General features: G+C 54.0%; 15 protein-coding genes. 11 read left to right on the top strand and 4 right to left on the bottom strand.

The window, feature by feature from the left end; all coding sequences use genetic code 11:
* The first annotated feature begins 590 nt into the window (after nucleotides 1–590).
* Nucleotides 591–1,652, top strand: coding sequence for a flagellin N-terminal helical domain-containing protein (locus NE851_RS23330; protein WP_183844976.1), 1,062 nt, complete (start codon nucleotides 591–593; stop codon nucleotides 1,650–1,652).
* On the opposite strand, the gene NE851_RS23325 is transcribed toward NE851_RS23330, so the two are convergent.
* Entirely contained in the window at nucleotides 1,653–2,216 is a 564-nt protein-coding gene (locus NE851_RS23325; protein WP_097631546.1) for a recombinase family protein, read from the bottom strand.
* A 78-nt stretch (nucleotides 2,217–2,294) separates the two neighbouring features.
* Between NE851_RS23325 and NE851_RS23320 the strand changes: the two genes are divergently transcribed.
* Complete coding sequence (locus NE851_RS23320; RefSeq protein WP_183844977.1) at nucleotides 2,295–3,020, top strand: helix-turn-helix transcriptional regulator; 726 nt, start codon at nucleotides 2,295–2,297, stop codon at nucleotides 3,018–3,020.
* A 149-nt stretch (nucleotides 3,021–3,169) separates the two neighbouring features.
* On the opposite strand, the gene NE851_RS23315 is transcribed toward NE851_RS23320, so the two are convergent.
* A complete protein-coding gene (locus NE851_RS23315) occupies nucleotides 3,170–3,667 on the bottom strand; it encodes a GNAT family N-acetyltransferase (RefSeq protein WP_183844978.1) in 498 nt (165 codons plus the stop codon).
* 164 nt (nucleotides 3,668–3,831) lie between these two features.
* Between NE851_RS23315 and NE851_RS23310 the strand changes: the two genes are divergently transcribed.
* The 9 genes from NE851_RS23310 to NE851_RS23270 all read left to right on the top strand — a co-directional run bounded on the left by NE851_RS23310 (nucleotide 3,832) and on the right by NE851_RS23270 (nucleotide 11,267).
* A complete protein-coding gene (locus tag NE851_RS23310; RefSeq protein ID WP_179869564.1) occupies nucleotides 3,832–3,960 on the top strand; it encodes a trifolitoxin family RiPP peptide in 129 nt (42 codons plus the stop codon).
* A gap of 68 nt (nucleotides 3,961–4,028) precedes the next feature.
* Entirely contained in the window at nucleotides 4,029–5,150 is a 1,122-nt protein-coding gene (locus tag NE851_RS23305) for a SagB/ThcOx family dehydrogenase (protein WP_183844979.1), read from the top strand.
* Nucleotides 5,143–6,213 carry a SagB/ThcOx family dehydrogenase gene (locus NE851_RS23300; RefSeq protein WP_183844980.1) on the top strand — a complete coding sequence of 357 codons (1,071 nt, stop codon included), beginning with the start codon at nucleotides 5,143–5,145 and terminating at the stop codon, nucleotides 6,211–6,213. Before NE851_RS23305 ends, NE851_RS23300 begins: the two co-directional genes overlap by 8 nt.
* Before the next feature lie 3 nt (nucleotides 6,214–6,216).
* Nucleotides 6,217–7,467, top strand: coding sequence for a hypothetical protein (locus NE851_RS23295; RefSeq protein WP_183844981.1), 1,251 nt, complete (start codon nucleotides 6,217–6,219; stop codon nucleotides 7,465–7,467).
* Nucleotides 7,448–8,206: a YcaO-like family protein gene (locus NE851_RS23290; RefSeq protein ID WP_183844982.1), complete on the top strand. Its 759-nt coding sequence runs from the start codon at nucleotides 7,448–7,450 to the stop codon at nucleotides 8,204–8,206. Before NE851_RS23295 ends, NE851_RS23290 begins: the two co-directional genes overlap by 20 nt.
* Entirely contained in the window at nucleotides 8,203–8,979 is a 777-nt protein-coding gene (locus NE851_RS23285; protein ID WP_183844983.1) for a nitroreductase family protein, read from the top strand. Before NE851_RS23290 ends, NE851_RS23285 begins: the two co-directional genes overlap by 4 nt.
* 251 nt (nucleotides 8,980–9,230) lie before the next feature.
* A complete protein-coding gene (locus tag NE851_RS23280; RefSeq protein ID WP_183844984.1) occupies nucleotides 9,231–10,016 on the top strand; it encodes an aminoglycoside phosphotransferase family protein in 786 nt (261 codons plus the stop codon).
* 85 nt (nucleotides 10,017–10,101) lie between these two features.
* Nucleotides 10,102–11,061, top strand: a complete 960-nt coding sequence (locus tag NE851_RS23275) for a hypothetical protein (protein WP_183844985.1) — start codon at nucleotides 10,102–10,104, stop codon at nucleotides 11,059–11,061.
* Nucleotides 11,061–11,267 (top strand): hypothetical protein, encoded by a 207-nt coding sequence (locus tag NE851_RS23270; RefSeq protein ID WP_183844986.1) that lies wholly within the window; start codon nucleotides 11,061–11,063, stop codon nucleotides 11,265–11,267. Before NE851_RS23275 ends, NE851_RS23270 begins: the two co-directional genes overlap by 1 nt.
* A gap of 367 nt (nucleotides 11,268–11,634) precedes the next feature.
* On the opposite strand, the gene NE851_RS23265 is transcribed toward NE851_RS23270, so the two are convergent.
* The gene (locus NE851_RS23265; RefSeq protein ID WP_246712929.1) at nucleotides 11,635–12,336 is read right to left on the bottom strand and encodes a reverse transcriptase domain-containing protein; all 702 of its coding nucleotides are present in this window, start codon (nucleotides 12,334–12,336) and stop codon (nucleotides 11,635–11,637) included.
* Nucleotides 12,272–13,072, bottom strand: coding sequence for an RNA-dependent RNA polymerase family protein (locus tag NE851_RS23260; RefSeq protein WP_254958065.1), 801 nt, complete (start codon nucleotides 13,070–13,072; stop codon nucleotides 12,272–12,274). The genes NE851_RS23265 and NE851_RS23260 overlap by 65 nt, the downstream gene beginning before the upstream one ends.
* Nucleotides 13,073–13,254: the final 182 nt, after the last annotated feature.

The raw sequence follows: 13,254 nt of genomic DNA, 5'->3' as shown, positions 1-13,254 counted from the left end.
GTCGTGGCCGATGCGGTTGCATGAACCCCTCCCATATTACTTTGTCATGGTGCAGGCGAACATGCGCGACTAGCGGCCAGCACCCGACCTCGCCACACTCGCATGACAAGACATAGATTTCGCCCTGTTCATCGCCTCTGACCGGCTCCTCTCTGCCAAGAAAATAGCTCGATAGCGCCCCGAAAAAGCGTGAGGGTACGAGCCCGCCATGTCCCCAGCGGGATCGGTATAGCCGTTGGCGCGCTCGAAATTAGCCACGAGTTGATCCAAGCCCAATCCGTCTACGCAAGGAAGAATGGCCGTCGTGTCTTCCGCAATGTTTTCGAGCTTAAAGCTGAGAACGTTTGTCATCCAGTCTGGATAAAGCCAGCGTCCGTTCGCAGTCAACTTAACCTGTCACTGGCATCGCGCAACGTCGTTAACAGGCATCCTGGGGACATGGCGAATAGTTTGGATGTTTTTCTCAAAAGCACCGGGGGAGGGTAGTTTTCCCCTTCCATTTGTGCCGCTTCGTTAACGCAACCTGCTCGAAAAATAACGCCAGAAGTTGTCGCTTCATGATGAAGCCATCTAAGCAAATGGCGGAAATCATGACATCGATAAACACGAATAATGGCGCAATGGCCGCCTTGCAGACGTTACGGACGGTCAACAGCGGCCTGGAAAAAACGCAACAGCAGGTTTCTTCAGGCCTGCGCGTCGTGAAAGCCTCGGACAATGCAGCCTACTGGTCGATTGCCACGACGATGCGATCCGATAAGAAGGCGATGGGAGCCGTTTCCGACAGTATCGGCTTTGCGAGGGCGGTCCTCGACACGACCTATGACGGCATGGACAAGATCAAAGACGAATTGGTCACTATCCGCAATCTGATGATCACGGCATCGAGCCTTCCGCCGCCAGCAACCGATGGCTTCTCGAACTGGACCGATTATCAGCCTGACGCGATCTACGATCAATCCCAAGTCGCCAAGGTCGATGCTGAAATCTATCAGCATTGGCAGCAGATCAACTCCGTTGTGGAGTCTGCATCCTTCGGCGGTGTGAATCTGCTGAAGAATGATACGTTCGAGCCGACGCTGCCGGGTGCGAAGACCGAGTTCACCACCGGCTACGTCAACGGCCAGGTGCTGACGGTATCCATCGACACGAAGGATACGACGATGATCAACTACAACCGAACGGTCGACAACATGTGGAACCAGCCCGGATCGGAGAATATGGGCTACGTCGACGGTGTGCTGTGGAGTGCCAACATCATCTACCCCATCACCTATGTCGACGGTGGTGGTGTGGTCCAGAAGAACGAAAACACCTATACTCTGCGTAATGCGGAAGTCAGGATCGCCGCCAACAATCTGGACCGGAATTTCTACTATAACGCCTTGATCGGTCAGATGGATGAGCGAATCCAGGCAGTTGTCGGCGGCATGTCGGTCGTTGGCTCCGCTCAGAAGCGTGTCGGCATGCAAGACGAGTTCAACACCAACATGATCGACAACGTCGACAAGGGCGTTGGCCGGTTGGTCGATGCCGATATGGAAGAGGAATCGGCGAAATTGTCAGCCTCACAGACGCAGCAGCAATTGGCGATCCAGGCGCTCAACATTGCCAACCAGAGCCCGCAAACTATCATCACGCTGTTCCAGTGATTACGTTCCAACGGCACCTTTGACGAGACAGCGGCGTATCGTTCTCGGATGGACGTTGAACCGCTTTGCCAGGTCCGTTGGAAGCTCCGCTCCTGAGGCAACCCGCTGCATGATTTCGGCCCGTTGTTCAGCGTTTAACAAAGGACGCCTGCCGAGTAGGTGCCCCTTCTGACGGGCGGCAGCGAGACCAGCACGAGTTCGTTCCTGGATTACCTCTTTTTCGAATTCGGCGAATGCGCCCAGCATGTGCATCGTCAAACGGCCAATTGCTGAGGAAGTGTCAAAGGATTCCGTTATTGACAAAAATTGGACCCCTCGCTTCTGAAGTCGACTGATCAGATTCACGAAATGCATCATGGACCGGCCAATGCGATCCATTTTCCAGACGACCAACGTGTCACCACGTTTGAGCCTTCGTAGTGCGGCAGATAGGCCAGGGCGGTCTCTTTGAGCACCGGAAACATGGTCGTGGAAAATGAGTTCGCAACCGGAGGCTCTTAACGCGCTCATCTGTAGATCAAGGTGTTGATCGAGCGTTGAGACCCGCGCGTATCCAATTCTCATGCAAATTCCTTGTCCATCCCGCCGTTGACAAAAACGACCGTTTCCGCCGCTTGGCTGTGGGCTGATCAGGAATTGAGCGTGGCAAGGAAATTCGCATCCAACAAAATGGTCGCCACGCTCGTGACAAAAACGGTCGTTTTCGCCGGGCATCGGCGAGAACTGCCAGGCTGCCGCCAGGATTTCCCGCCTATGAAGCCCAAGAGGAGCTTTGCGCACGCGTCGAGAGTAATGTGGGATGCCTGGATTTCCAGCGTCGCAAACACCTCTCCGGAGCTGGTTTATCGCCCGGCGCTAAGGCTCTTCACAGCGAGTATGGTTCTTGCGGTCCAGGAAAAAGAAGAGTGCCTTATCCTGCAAGGGTACGAAGCGCTTGCCGGACAAGCGCCCATCGCCAACGATATCGCTCGCGAATGGCTCGTCGTCCGATGTCACGAAGCACAAAGGCGGGACCGGCCGGTCACAACCAAGGAAATGATCCAAAAAGAAGAGAAGTTCGCGGCGTTAGAGTCTTTGCTGCTTCCACAAAAGGGTGGGAGATGGTGCCTCGCGGTCATCGATATTCAGCTAATGCTTCCGATCCCCCGCACAAGAGCGGACATCGACGACATAGACCGGACGATCCTTCAGTTGTTATACGAGGGCTTTTCTGGAAAAGAGATCGGGCAGTACCTTGCGCTTTCCCACCGCACTATCGAGCATCGGCTTGAGCGATTGAAACATGGCTTTGGCGCACGCTCGCTTGCACAGCTCGTGGCACTCTCGATTGCGGGCGGACTAGGGAGCGGGACTTCTCACACCGGCTGAGACGATGGAAACCGATGCGGGGCGGATCAATATCATTCCCGCATTGTGCTCCTGAAAGTCAGCCATCCCCTGGTTACGATGCGCGGAAGGAAGATGGAACAGTGTGGCAATTATTGGCTTGGCGGACGAGATCGCGCTTGCTCCCCCGATTACCCCATCAGCTTTTTTTCCATTTTGGCCGGGTGGCTATCTTCTACTTCAACGTATCCGCGCGACGCGTAAAAGACACGAGCAGTCTCCGTAGACCATAAGAAGCTTTTAGAGCAGCCAACGCATAGCAGCCGCTTTTCTAAAGCTGCTAGCAGCTTGGTGCTTATTCCTTGGTAGCGTACGATTGGATCGATATACAAAAGTGTAATCTCGCCACTAACAAGAGCCGATCCGACTCCTCTTACTAGTCCGGCAACCTTAGCTGTAAGAAATATTGAGTGCGGGTTGTCAATCCACATCGATACGTTTGCTGCGGTCTTGTTCTCCAACCACTCATCTATTTCGGCAGAATTTCCGTGATGGTCAGCCAAGCAAAGTTCTGCGATTGATCGCCGCAATACACGGGCGCAGTCGGCGGCATCTATCGCCGAAGCGTCACCAATTTCCGCAGCGAGGTTTTCTCGCTGCATAATTTTTTTCTTTCCTGAATCGATCATTAGTTGTGTTTTTTGTTGCTCTCGACGTATTTGCAACCGTTTGATTCGATTGCGTATTTGTCAAAATACTCCATATGATTGCATTTTTTAAAAGACAAGATAGGCTCACATTTGTCAGCAAATGACTGCTGGCAAACCCCAATCGCTAAATGAGGTGTTGTTGCATGGATAACAAGGTTGCGAAGAATGTCGAAGTGAAGAAGGGCTCCATCAAGGCGACCTTCAAGGCTGCTGTTCTGAAGTCGAAGACGAAGGTCGACATCGGAGGTAGCCGTCAGGGCTGCGTCGCTTAAGTGAACATCCGGCGGGTGCGGCAAACGTACCCGCCACTTATGCCCTCGCTTTCAACGGGATGTTTCGCATGGACTTCGTCCAACGATTCGTAATCGACCGCTCTTTCCACCTCCGCTACTACAGCCTCGACGCCTATCTATATCGCGCAGTTGACCAGGTCGCCTGGGACGCAGACATCACTCACAATCGCCTATTTTGGGACATTTGGTCAGCATTCATGCAGCCGAGAAGTCTGGTAGACGCTGTTGAGACGCTATCCGATTACGATCCCGACGAAGTGGCCGCAGCAATCGAAGGCATGTGCGAGTCGGGCATCATCGAACCGGTGGGCTTGAAAGACCGCCAATTTGATCCTTTGACGGTAGAGCTGTCACATGTGCCACAGGCATGGGATTATCACCTGGTCTCAAGTCGCATCGACTGGATCAATTATCTGGATGGGAAGGACGTTAAACGCCAGGACCTTGAACAAATGGACAAGCATTTGTCGGAGGAGGCTGTTCCGTCGAATTTTCACAAGGCCGCCAACTCTCGACCGAAATATGATTTGCCAAGTTTAGTGCCGCTGACAGCGTTCGAATTCAATAACTCGGCGTCCGTCGCATTCGGTCATGAGAAGGCACCGCTTCCGAACGAACTGTCGCTCGATATAATCACATTGCTCCTCAACTATGCGGCCGCAAAGACGGATACCGTCAACATGTATGCCACTGGCGAGCATCTGCGAAAGGCCGTCCCATCCGGAGGAGCGCGACACCCCATCGAATTCTACGTGGTTGTCGGCGATGAGATTGCAGGTATCGAAGCTGGCGTATATCACTACAATGTTCGCCATCATCGGCTCGATGCTATCGAAATAGCGTCCACCTCATTGAAAGCACTGCAAGAGGCAAGCTCAGTGCTGCCCCGATCACGGTCAAAACCGTTCGGCTTTGCTTTCATTCATACATGTCGGTTCGAGCGAAGTATGTTTCGGTACCGCGAACCGCGAAGCTACCGTGTGATGCAGTTTGATCTTGGGCATATCCATGCCAACGAGGTTTTGGCTGCCAAAATCCTCGGCCTCGATTTCAGTGAAACCTTTTCTGTGCCGGAAAGCATAGTTGAGAGCGTCTTGACGCTCGATCCGTTCATCGAGTCCGCGATGTCAGCCTTTGTCGTCCACAGACACGAGAACCACCATGATTGAACTGCGCCCGCTTCTCCAACTGAATCTTGAAGATGGAATCCCGGTCCTCAAAGACCTCCTGACCGCCGACAGCTTTTCCTTCACCGATGTTGAACTCTTGCGGTACATTCCAGCCATTGCCAAGAACACCCCCGCCCAGACTCGGGATTTGGCTGCCTCTGTTGCTGATGCGCTGGATGTTGACCAAACCACCGCGCTCGCAGCCATCGAAGCATTGGTTGAGCTTGGTCTTTTGGTGCCATCCGCGTCGATCTCCTCGCAGAAGGCAGGGATCCAGTTGTGGGTGGATAAGGGATGGGTGGACGCACTGATCCTGCATTTCGCGAGCAGAAATCTCAATTATAATGACGATCCAATTGAATTTGGCGGGTTGGAGGATATCAAAAGCTATCCCGAACCGATGGAATCGAAGCGTAGGAAACGCGGCACCGCCACGCGATTGGTCAAGCCGTCCCGGGAGCTGGCAGCTGCAGTCATACTGGACGGGCTCATGAACAGGCGCTCGTTCAAACCCTTCACACGCAAACAACTGTCGATCACCGAGGTCAGCGAGATACTTTGGTTTGGGAACCTCTATGCGCGAGAACGCGCGGTCATCGCTGAAAATCGTGACTTCGAGTCTCCTCGCGATATAGCTTTCGACAGCGCCTTCTCAGCGTTGTCCACCTTTGTTGTCACATATGGACAGATCGATTGGCAGGATGGCTCGTTGCCACCCGGAGTCTATCGTTACAATGTCGTCAATCACGAACTTGAAGCAATCAGAGCCGGTGATTTCAAGCTGGACATGGCAAAACTCGCTATCGGTCAGAGTCGGGCTTCGAGCGGGCTATTCACGTTTGTGATCTGCGGCGATTTGAAGTCATACACATCGCGGTACAGGCACGAGCGGAGCTACCGCAATCTGCTGATCAACACCTCACAGCTCGCCCAATTCTATTTGACCCTCGCAACGATCAACGACTTCAACACCTTTCTCACGCCCGCCATCCACGATGAGAAAATGCATCTGTTTCTTGAAGCGGAGGACGACCTCCCGCTTTATCTCGTCACGGCAGGCTAGAGCATGAGCGACGAAAACCAGCATGGGTTCTATCGGACTTCGTTCGAATACGCATCGATCAGTTGGCGGAGAATGATTCCCAATGTGGCTGACACTATCGTCGTCACGCTCATCGGCGCTACTGCACTTCAGGTGGCGTCAAATGTTCTGATCACGATACTGACCCTCAATATCGCTTTTCTGAACTTTTGCTCGCTTATCTGCATGCACAATCTGAAAAGAGGGGCAAAGGCCGACGTATTTGCTGCAATCGTCCGCGCTGCTTGCATGATGATCGGGGTCTACCTGGCGCTTATCGCGGTCTCCGTCGCCACCCTCGAAGGTGCACCGCGTACCCAAACCATTGCTTTCATAGCACTGTCTGCGCTCCGGCCGTTTGTGGCTGGATGGAATGCTTACTGTGCGGAGGTTTTTTTCGCCCAGGGAAAACGACAAATTGTGCGAAGCGTCATCACGAGATCGTCGCTGATCTATGCAGGAGTTAATCTGCTCTTTGTCGGGCTGTCGCATTTCGCTGGCACTCAAAATTCGATCATATCGCTTCTCATCGGCGTATATCTTGCTCTCTTCCACAACGCCCTGGCCTACGCCAGAATCCTGCCGACCGAATGGAGGTTCAGTCGCCAGGATTTGAAGGATGTCTTCTCACTTCGGAAGCTTGATCTGGTCGGAATCGGGGCAGGGCTTTCTGCGTCTTTTATCAACATGCTCGAAATGGGGTTTCTTGCATTAGTTGGGTGGGTGGTGGCAGCAAAGTTTCCGCAAATCGCGGTTTTTTATTTCCCGTTTTTCACTTTGGTGGAATTGACGAGCGGACTTGCGATTGGGCTTGGACGCTCAGTCACCGAACGTTTGATTACGCCGCGCCCGTTTCCCCGGCTGCACGTCTTGATCGCCGTTTACAGCACGTATTCGTTGCTCTGCTTCTTGATCTACGTTGGATTAATAGGTGTGAGCAATCGGGACATATTTGCTCTCCCGCTGTCGCTTGCCGGATTGGCGCTACTTTTCCTGATCTGCGACGGGCTGCAGCTTGTGGTTCGGGGATATACGCTCGCCAAAGCTGACGGAGGCAAGCTCACGCATCTCAGCGCCATTGCATACCTAGCCTCTGGAGTGATCCTCGCGCTGGCGGCCGTCTTGGGCTCGGTTCAAGCGTTGGCCATCGCTTTGGTCTTGGGACCGCTGTTCCTTGCAATCTCCATTCCCGCCGTTCAAAGTCGAACTGCCCTAAATGCACTACCGAACAGATAAACCGAAAGTATTCGTAACCGACTCCGGCAGGTTTGTTGCTGACTGCCAGATAATTCTGCTTGGTCGCAAGATCATATGTACGGGAACCGATCTTCAGTACGAGATTGCGGTTGCAAAAGCAAAGTCTGAGCTTGCGGAGAGGATCGCGTTTGCATCACCAGACGCCTTCAATGCGCGAGTGACGCGGGTTGCAAGGCGTCTCATGCTCGAAGCTACCAATGCCTTCAACAGAGAATCCGTCACCCTGCCGTTGAGCTTGTTCGTAACGCGGCCACATCTGTGCTGGATGCGCGGCAACAACTCCACAGGATTTGCCGCACATCCCCGGCGCAAGGCAGCAATTGAACACGCGGTCAATGAGGTTTTAGAGCGCGGCTGGAACGCTCGGTTTCGACGAGATCAGCAGTCTCTTCTTAAGTTGGCCACGATCCGACGAGACGGTTCAACAGCTTGGGTACACGAATCGAGGCTCCGCCAGGTTTCCTACTGCTTGGCCAACGCCCGTGTTGCGGGACATGTCGGTTGGGGTTCCGCAGTTCGCAGAACGACCGAAGCGGCAGTGGAAGCTGCAACTAGTGAAGCCCATGCGATGAGTGCGTCGGGGCAGGATTACGGTCGCGGCGGAACCGGCGTGTCGGAGCTTCCCTCGCAACACGACCAAATCGCGTTTGTCGAGAGGCAGCCGGTGCGCATCGATGACGTCACTCATTACGTGATACAGGCGGTGAGTTATTCATGAGAGCAAGCAAAACACCGATCTTGATAAACGGCTCTCCGTGGTTGTTAGATTTCCGTCGGCGGTCAAGCCGAGAATTCGATTGGGAAATTGCCGAACATCTAGAGGTGCCCGAAGCATATTTTCAGGCGTATGACCCGCTAACAACTTGGTTCGAGTGGTTTTCTCGGATCGGCTATCGAGATTACACCGATGCTGAGGCCGAAATTGAGCGAGATGCCGAGGAAAATGTACGGCAGCACCAAGTTTCCGTTCAACCCGATCTCACGCTGACCCAGCGCCTATCGAGCGAAGGCTCGATCCAGCTTCCAGTTCCGTTCCTAAAAACGGCCGATCAATTTTGTATCTTGTCGTCGCTCCTGTACGCCGGTTTTGGAGTGGTTGAGACGCGGAAATTCCACGGTGACACGATCTTCCTAAAAAACGTACCTTCGGTTGGAGCGCGTCACGGCATTGAGGCTTATGTTTCCCTGGATGACGGGCGCTATTATTACGACTGTGAGCAGCATCGGTTGTTTTCCGCAGGCTATCGGGGTGATCTACGGAGCGGTCAGATCGATATCGTATTTCGGCCTGAGGTATACATGTGGCGTTATCAAACCGCTGCCTGTCTTGCCGATGTCTACCTCGACCTTGGCCACATATTAGGTACTCTATCGATGGTGGCGTCCCTCTATGACACGTCTATCACGAGCCGCTCTGCAGAAGCCGCTCCTGTAGACTTGATCAATGCGGTGCATCTCCAGCGAATAGCCGTTGATGGATTTAATCCATAGGCGCAGGACGGGAATGCCTGCGAACTGAAGAAGGCCGACGATCCGTTTTTCTCTTGATGAACGCCGTCGGCCAGTCGTCCGTTTTGGGCCGTAAGCGCTGACCCAGCGGCGGCAACAGCGACCGTGTCTTTATGGCGGCTTGCCAACGACAGGAGCGAGGCCCTTGAGGTGCAGAAATCGTTGCCGGGGGGCGAAGGCTGAAAGGTAAACGCGCCGCTTGTGGTGCTACTAATGGAATCCAGGTGGGTGCCATGAATGATGAGATTTGCCTGACAGGTGGCGGACGAACGACTGTCACGCGGCGCGGCGGAGTCGTGTATCGCGAAGGCGGCCCGTGGTCATCAACCGTCATTTCGCTCCTGCGGCATCTGGAAGCCTCTGGCTTCGCTGAAGCTCCTTCCGTTGTCGGCACCGGTTTCGATGAGCGCGGCCGGGAGACATTATCGTTTATCGAGGGTGAGTTTGTTCACCCAGGCCCTTGGTCGGAGGAGGCTTTTCCGCAATTTGGAATGATGTTGCGGCGACTGCACGATGCCACCGCCTCGTTCAAACCTCCCGAAAACTCGATGTGGCGCGATTGGTTCGGGCGTAACCTCGGTGAGGGTCAACACGTAATAGGACACTGCGACACAGGCCCATGGAACATTGTTTGCCGGTCAGGATTGCCTGTCGGGTTGATAGATTGGGAGGTGGCTGGGCCTGTCAGGGCGGATATCGAATTGGCCCAGGCTTGTTGGCTGAATGCCCAGCTCTACGATGACGACATTGCGGAGAGGGTCGGATTAGGCTCTGTGACCATGAGAGCGCATCAAGTTCGCCTGCTGCTTGACGGCTATGGTCTGTCTCGGAAGCAACGCGGCGGCTTCGTCGACAAGCTAATCACGTTCGCAGTTCACGATGCGGCCGAGCAGGCGAAAGAGGCGGCTGTCACGCCAGAGTCGAACGATGCGGAACCGCTATGGGCAATTGCCTGGCGCACTAGAAGTGCCTCCTGGATGCTCCATCATCGGCAAACACTGGAAGCAGCGCTGGCATAGTAGGCAGCGACCGCGCCATAAGTCGTGGGACGAAGCTGCGGACTGGGGTTGCGAGGTTAAGTTCAGCAAGCAAGGGGGAGACACTATGGAAGCTTCGTTCAGGCCGTTCGTCCGCTTTATCCACGAAAAACAGATGCAACTTCTCGAAGAGACTGCAAAAAGTCCGAAAGGCTCCTGGCTGTGTGACGCGCTCGGTGATCCGGAACTATTCTTCGCCTTGAGAGACGAGCGTATCGACGTCTACTATCGCGGACGGGCCATCTATTCCATCGAGTTCAGCGGTGGCAAGGTGACACCACGGACCCATGTGAAGTACCTGGTTCTCGACGACCGTGACCCTTACATCAAGATGCAGAACGCGTCCTTTGATTATAAACACCCATACCTGCAGGGCGATTACCAGGAGAGGGTGTCGCTCCGACAGATGAAGGCTGCCGCCAAAACCTTCTCGGGCATCGAGAGCATGGGAGTCTATGCTGCGATCAAAGACGACCCCTTTGTGATCGACGTTGAAGTTGCTTTCAACCGCAGCACGGAGGTGACGGAACACGACGAGCTGGAGGTGGGGAGGAAGCAGGATCGGGTCGATGTGGTTAGGCTTCGCAGAGCCGCTGACGGCTTCGACCTCGTCTTTTGGGAGGCCAAGCATTTCAGCAATTCGGAGCTGTTCAACGACAAGATATTGAGGCAGCTGGCCGCCTACGAAAGGCAGTTGCAGGCCAGGGAAGAACAGTTGCTCACCGCATTCCGGAATGTTTGCCGGTTCCATCACGATCTCGACCAACTGAGAAAGAGCCTGGGGTTTGACGGCGGGTCTGAGTCCCATCTGAAGACGCTGCAGGACCTCGCCAGCGGCAAGCTTGCTTTGAACGTCGTCAAGGAGCCATCCCTGTTCGTATTCGGCTTCGATAACGACCAGAAGGGAGGCCGCTGGAAAGGTCGGAAGGAGCATTTCGAGGGGGTGCTCGGGAAAGAGCGTCTGAGGGCAATAGGAGACGCATCTGACGGCTTCGAGCCTGGTGGCAAGAAGAAGGGAGTTCGCTGATGGCAACTTCCAACGCATCGCAAAAAGGAAGCTACGTTCACCTCTATGATGAGCGTGGACGAAACACCTGTCAGCTCCCGGCTGGCAACGGTCCGAAGGACGGTCTCGTAGGCTTTACCGGCTCCACCGTAAGCATCAGGCGCGGCAACAATATCTACACCTACGACGAACACGGGCGGAACACGTTCGAGAAACACGCATACTGACAAATAACAGTGAGGACGGTGATGGCGAGATCGCGCAAAAAACTGCCCTACGTCGGGGCCTGTCCCGACAGCGATAAGGCAAGCAAGAAGCTGGCTCACTAGCAGGAGCTCCATGCCGTCAAGAAAGCTTTGAAGCGGGAAGATGACATTCCCGCTTCAAAGGCATTCGGCGATTCTTGGAACGGAGACAAGGATGGGAACCATCCCGCAGTTAATTAAGATTTCAGTAAGGCCTTGTGCCTCTACTGGTCGGATAGCGGGTGCATCCCCAGAAATTGCTTCCTGAACGGCGTCCGCGTCTCGTGGTCGGCAACCTCATAGCTGACACGCAGATCGGGCACGGCGATACACCTCTCGATGGTTGATGCTAGGAAAGCGCTCGTTTTAGCTCTGCTGCCAGGCGAGTTTTGATTGATCGGCGCAGACCGCCCAGTTGCCGGGCGATAGGCTTTCCAAGCGTTCCCATCGCTCGCGACGCTCTCTTTGCATATGTCGTGAACGTCCATGCACGATAGTCGCTCGCCTTTGAACGGAAGTCCTCAACCGTGCCAAATGCCTGGATCAGGCGCTCAAGGTCAGCCATTTCGAGAATTTCGTCCGCTCCTTTTCCCTGATATCGCTTCACCATCTTTATTGCTGACGCTCGGCAGACCGACGCAATCTTGCGATGAAGGTTACTCATTGTCTTATCGCGAATAAAGACGCTGCACCCGTCGTAGCGGAAGCCAAGGTATTCGAACGGCTTGCCGGGCATTGGTTTGTCATCTTTGTCGAAAGCTTTAATGACCGATATATTTTGTCGACCGTTGCCGTCTTCAAACCGATGGATCGCTGACTTCGCTTCCTTGATAACGAGACCCTTGCCCAAGGCGCTGATTGCGGCGCGGACATCCTGCTCCATTTCCAATGCTTTTTCCAAACTGATGGGCGCAACGATCAGGATATCGTCCGAGTATCGGAAGTAGGTGCCACCGACTTTTGCGCACAGGTCGCGAACGGATTTGTCAAATTCCAGCAGATAAGCGTTTGCGAGAAGATCGGAAAGTGGTGCGCCTTGCGGAACGCCCATGCCCTCCTTGTTTGTTTTGATTATCGAGGGGACCGCCATCACTTGCGATCTTCGCTCGAAATGATCTGCCATCGCAAAGCTGCACCGGCATTTCCTTGAGAGACCGGAGGTATCCAAGCCTAGTTTTGCCATGCCGGTCTTTCTTTTCACCATAGAAACCGAGCCTTTCGTAGGCTTCTTCAAGTTCGACGTAGGCATATCTCGTAATCGCTTGGTAGACTCTGAAATGATCTTCTGGAAGGCGCGAGACGCCTAATAGGTCGCCCCAAACTTCCCTCAACCGGACATGGTCAAGCGATTCAAAAAAGCTGCTGATGTCCAACGCGAGCGTGCAGCAGTTCCCAAGGCTGCGGATTGCATCAACAGCCGATAGCGCGAACTCGACGTTGCTCTGTCCGCCTCGACCGTTGGACTTGAGAATCCTTCGATAAGCGATGACAGAATTGGCCAGGCCCTCCGCCAGAAGCTTTTCCTCATATGGTTCAGAAAGGAGGTAGCGGTAGTAAGAAAAAATGCAACTGTCGAGGCGAGCCGCGTAGCGGATTGGGCGATCTTTTCGTCGCCCAAATGTTCCCTTTTTGGCGAAGGCCGTCCAACCCTCGTTATATTTAAGGAATGGGTAAAACGTGTGCTTGGCAACTTGCGTGGGATTGGTCGCAATTGCTGCAGCTTCATCAACCGAAATAACAGGATCAAAATGCGGATAACGCCGAACCGTTGGTGTCCATGGCTTCACGCATTTCCCCCAAAGGCGAGAGGGGGCAAGAGAACCGTTGTGCTTCCGGTTAACCTCTCGCCCCCGACTGTTTAGAACGGGCCTGGAAACCCTACGGCACATTTAGTCGAGATAATGGACTATATTGGCTGTATGAAGAATTGCTCTTCATGCACCGTGGGCGTCCAGATACGCATGGAGGT

The organism is Rhizobium anhuiense bv. trifolii (genome assembly GCF_024346605.1).
Taxonomy (GTDB): Bacteria; Pseudomonadota; Alphaproteobacteria; order Rhizobiales; family Rhizobiaceae; genus Rhizobium; species Rhizobium anhuiense.
Note: the sequence above shows the minus strand (reverse complement) of the source record. Positions and strands in the feature narration are given on the sequence as shown.

Excerpts from the sequence above, each read along its gene's own strand:
- NE851_RS23280 (WP_183844984.1), top strand. The coding sequence starts at position 9,231 with ATGAATGATGAGATTTGCCTGACAGGTGGCGGACGAACGACTGTCACG.
- NE851_RS23315 (WP_183844978.1), bottom strand. The coding sequence starts at position 3,667 with ATGATCGATTCAGGAAAGAAAAAAATTATGCAGCGAGAAAACCTCGCT.
- NE851_RS23290 (WP_183844982.1), top strand. The coding sequence starts at position 7,448 with ATGCACTACCGAACAGATAAACCGAAAGTATTCGTAACCGACTCCGGC.
- NE851_RS23295 (WP_183844981.1), top strand. The coding sequence starts at position 6,217 with ATGAGCGACGAAAACCAGCATGGGTTCTATCGGACTTCGTTCGAATAC.
- NE851_RS23285 (WP_183844983.1), top strand. The coding sequence starts at position 8,203 with ATGAGAGCAAGCAAAACACCGATCTTGATAAACGGCTCTCCGTGGTTG.
- NE851_RS23310 (WP_179869564.1), top strand. The coding sequence starts at position 3,832 with ATGGATAACAAGGTTGCGAAGAATGTCGAAGTGAAGAAGGGCTCCATC.
- NE851_RS23305 (WP_183844979.1), top strand. The coding sequence starts at position 4,029 with ATGGACTTCGTCCAACGATTCGTAATCGACCGCTCTTTCCACCTCCGC.
- NE851_RS23265 (WP_246712929.1), bottom strand. The coding sequence starts at position 12,336 with ATGGGCGTTCCGCAAGGCGCACCACTTTCCGATCTTCTCGCAAACGCT.
- NE851_RS23300 (WP_183844980.1), top strand. The coding sequence starts at position 5,143 with ATGATTGAACTGCGCCCGCTTCTCCAACTGAATCTTGAAGATGGAATC.
- NE851_RS23330 (WP_183844976.1), top strand. The coding sequence starts at position 591 with ATGACATCGATAAACACGAATAATGGCGCAATGGCCGCCTTGCAGACG.
- NE851_RS23275 (WP_183844985.1), top strand. The coding sequence starts at position 10,102 with ATGGAAGCTTCGTTCAGGCCGTTCGTCCGCTTTATCCACGAAAAACAG.
- NE851_RS23325 (WP_097631546.1), bottom strand. The coding sequence starts at position 2,216 with ATGAGAATTGGATACGCGCGGGTCTCAACGCTCGATCAACACCTTGAT.
- NE851_RS23270 (WP_183844986.1), top strand. The coding sequence starts at position 11,061 with ATGGCAACTTCCAACGCATCGCAAAAAGGAAGCTACGTTCACCTCTAT.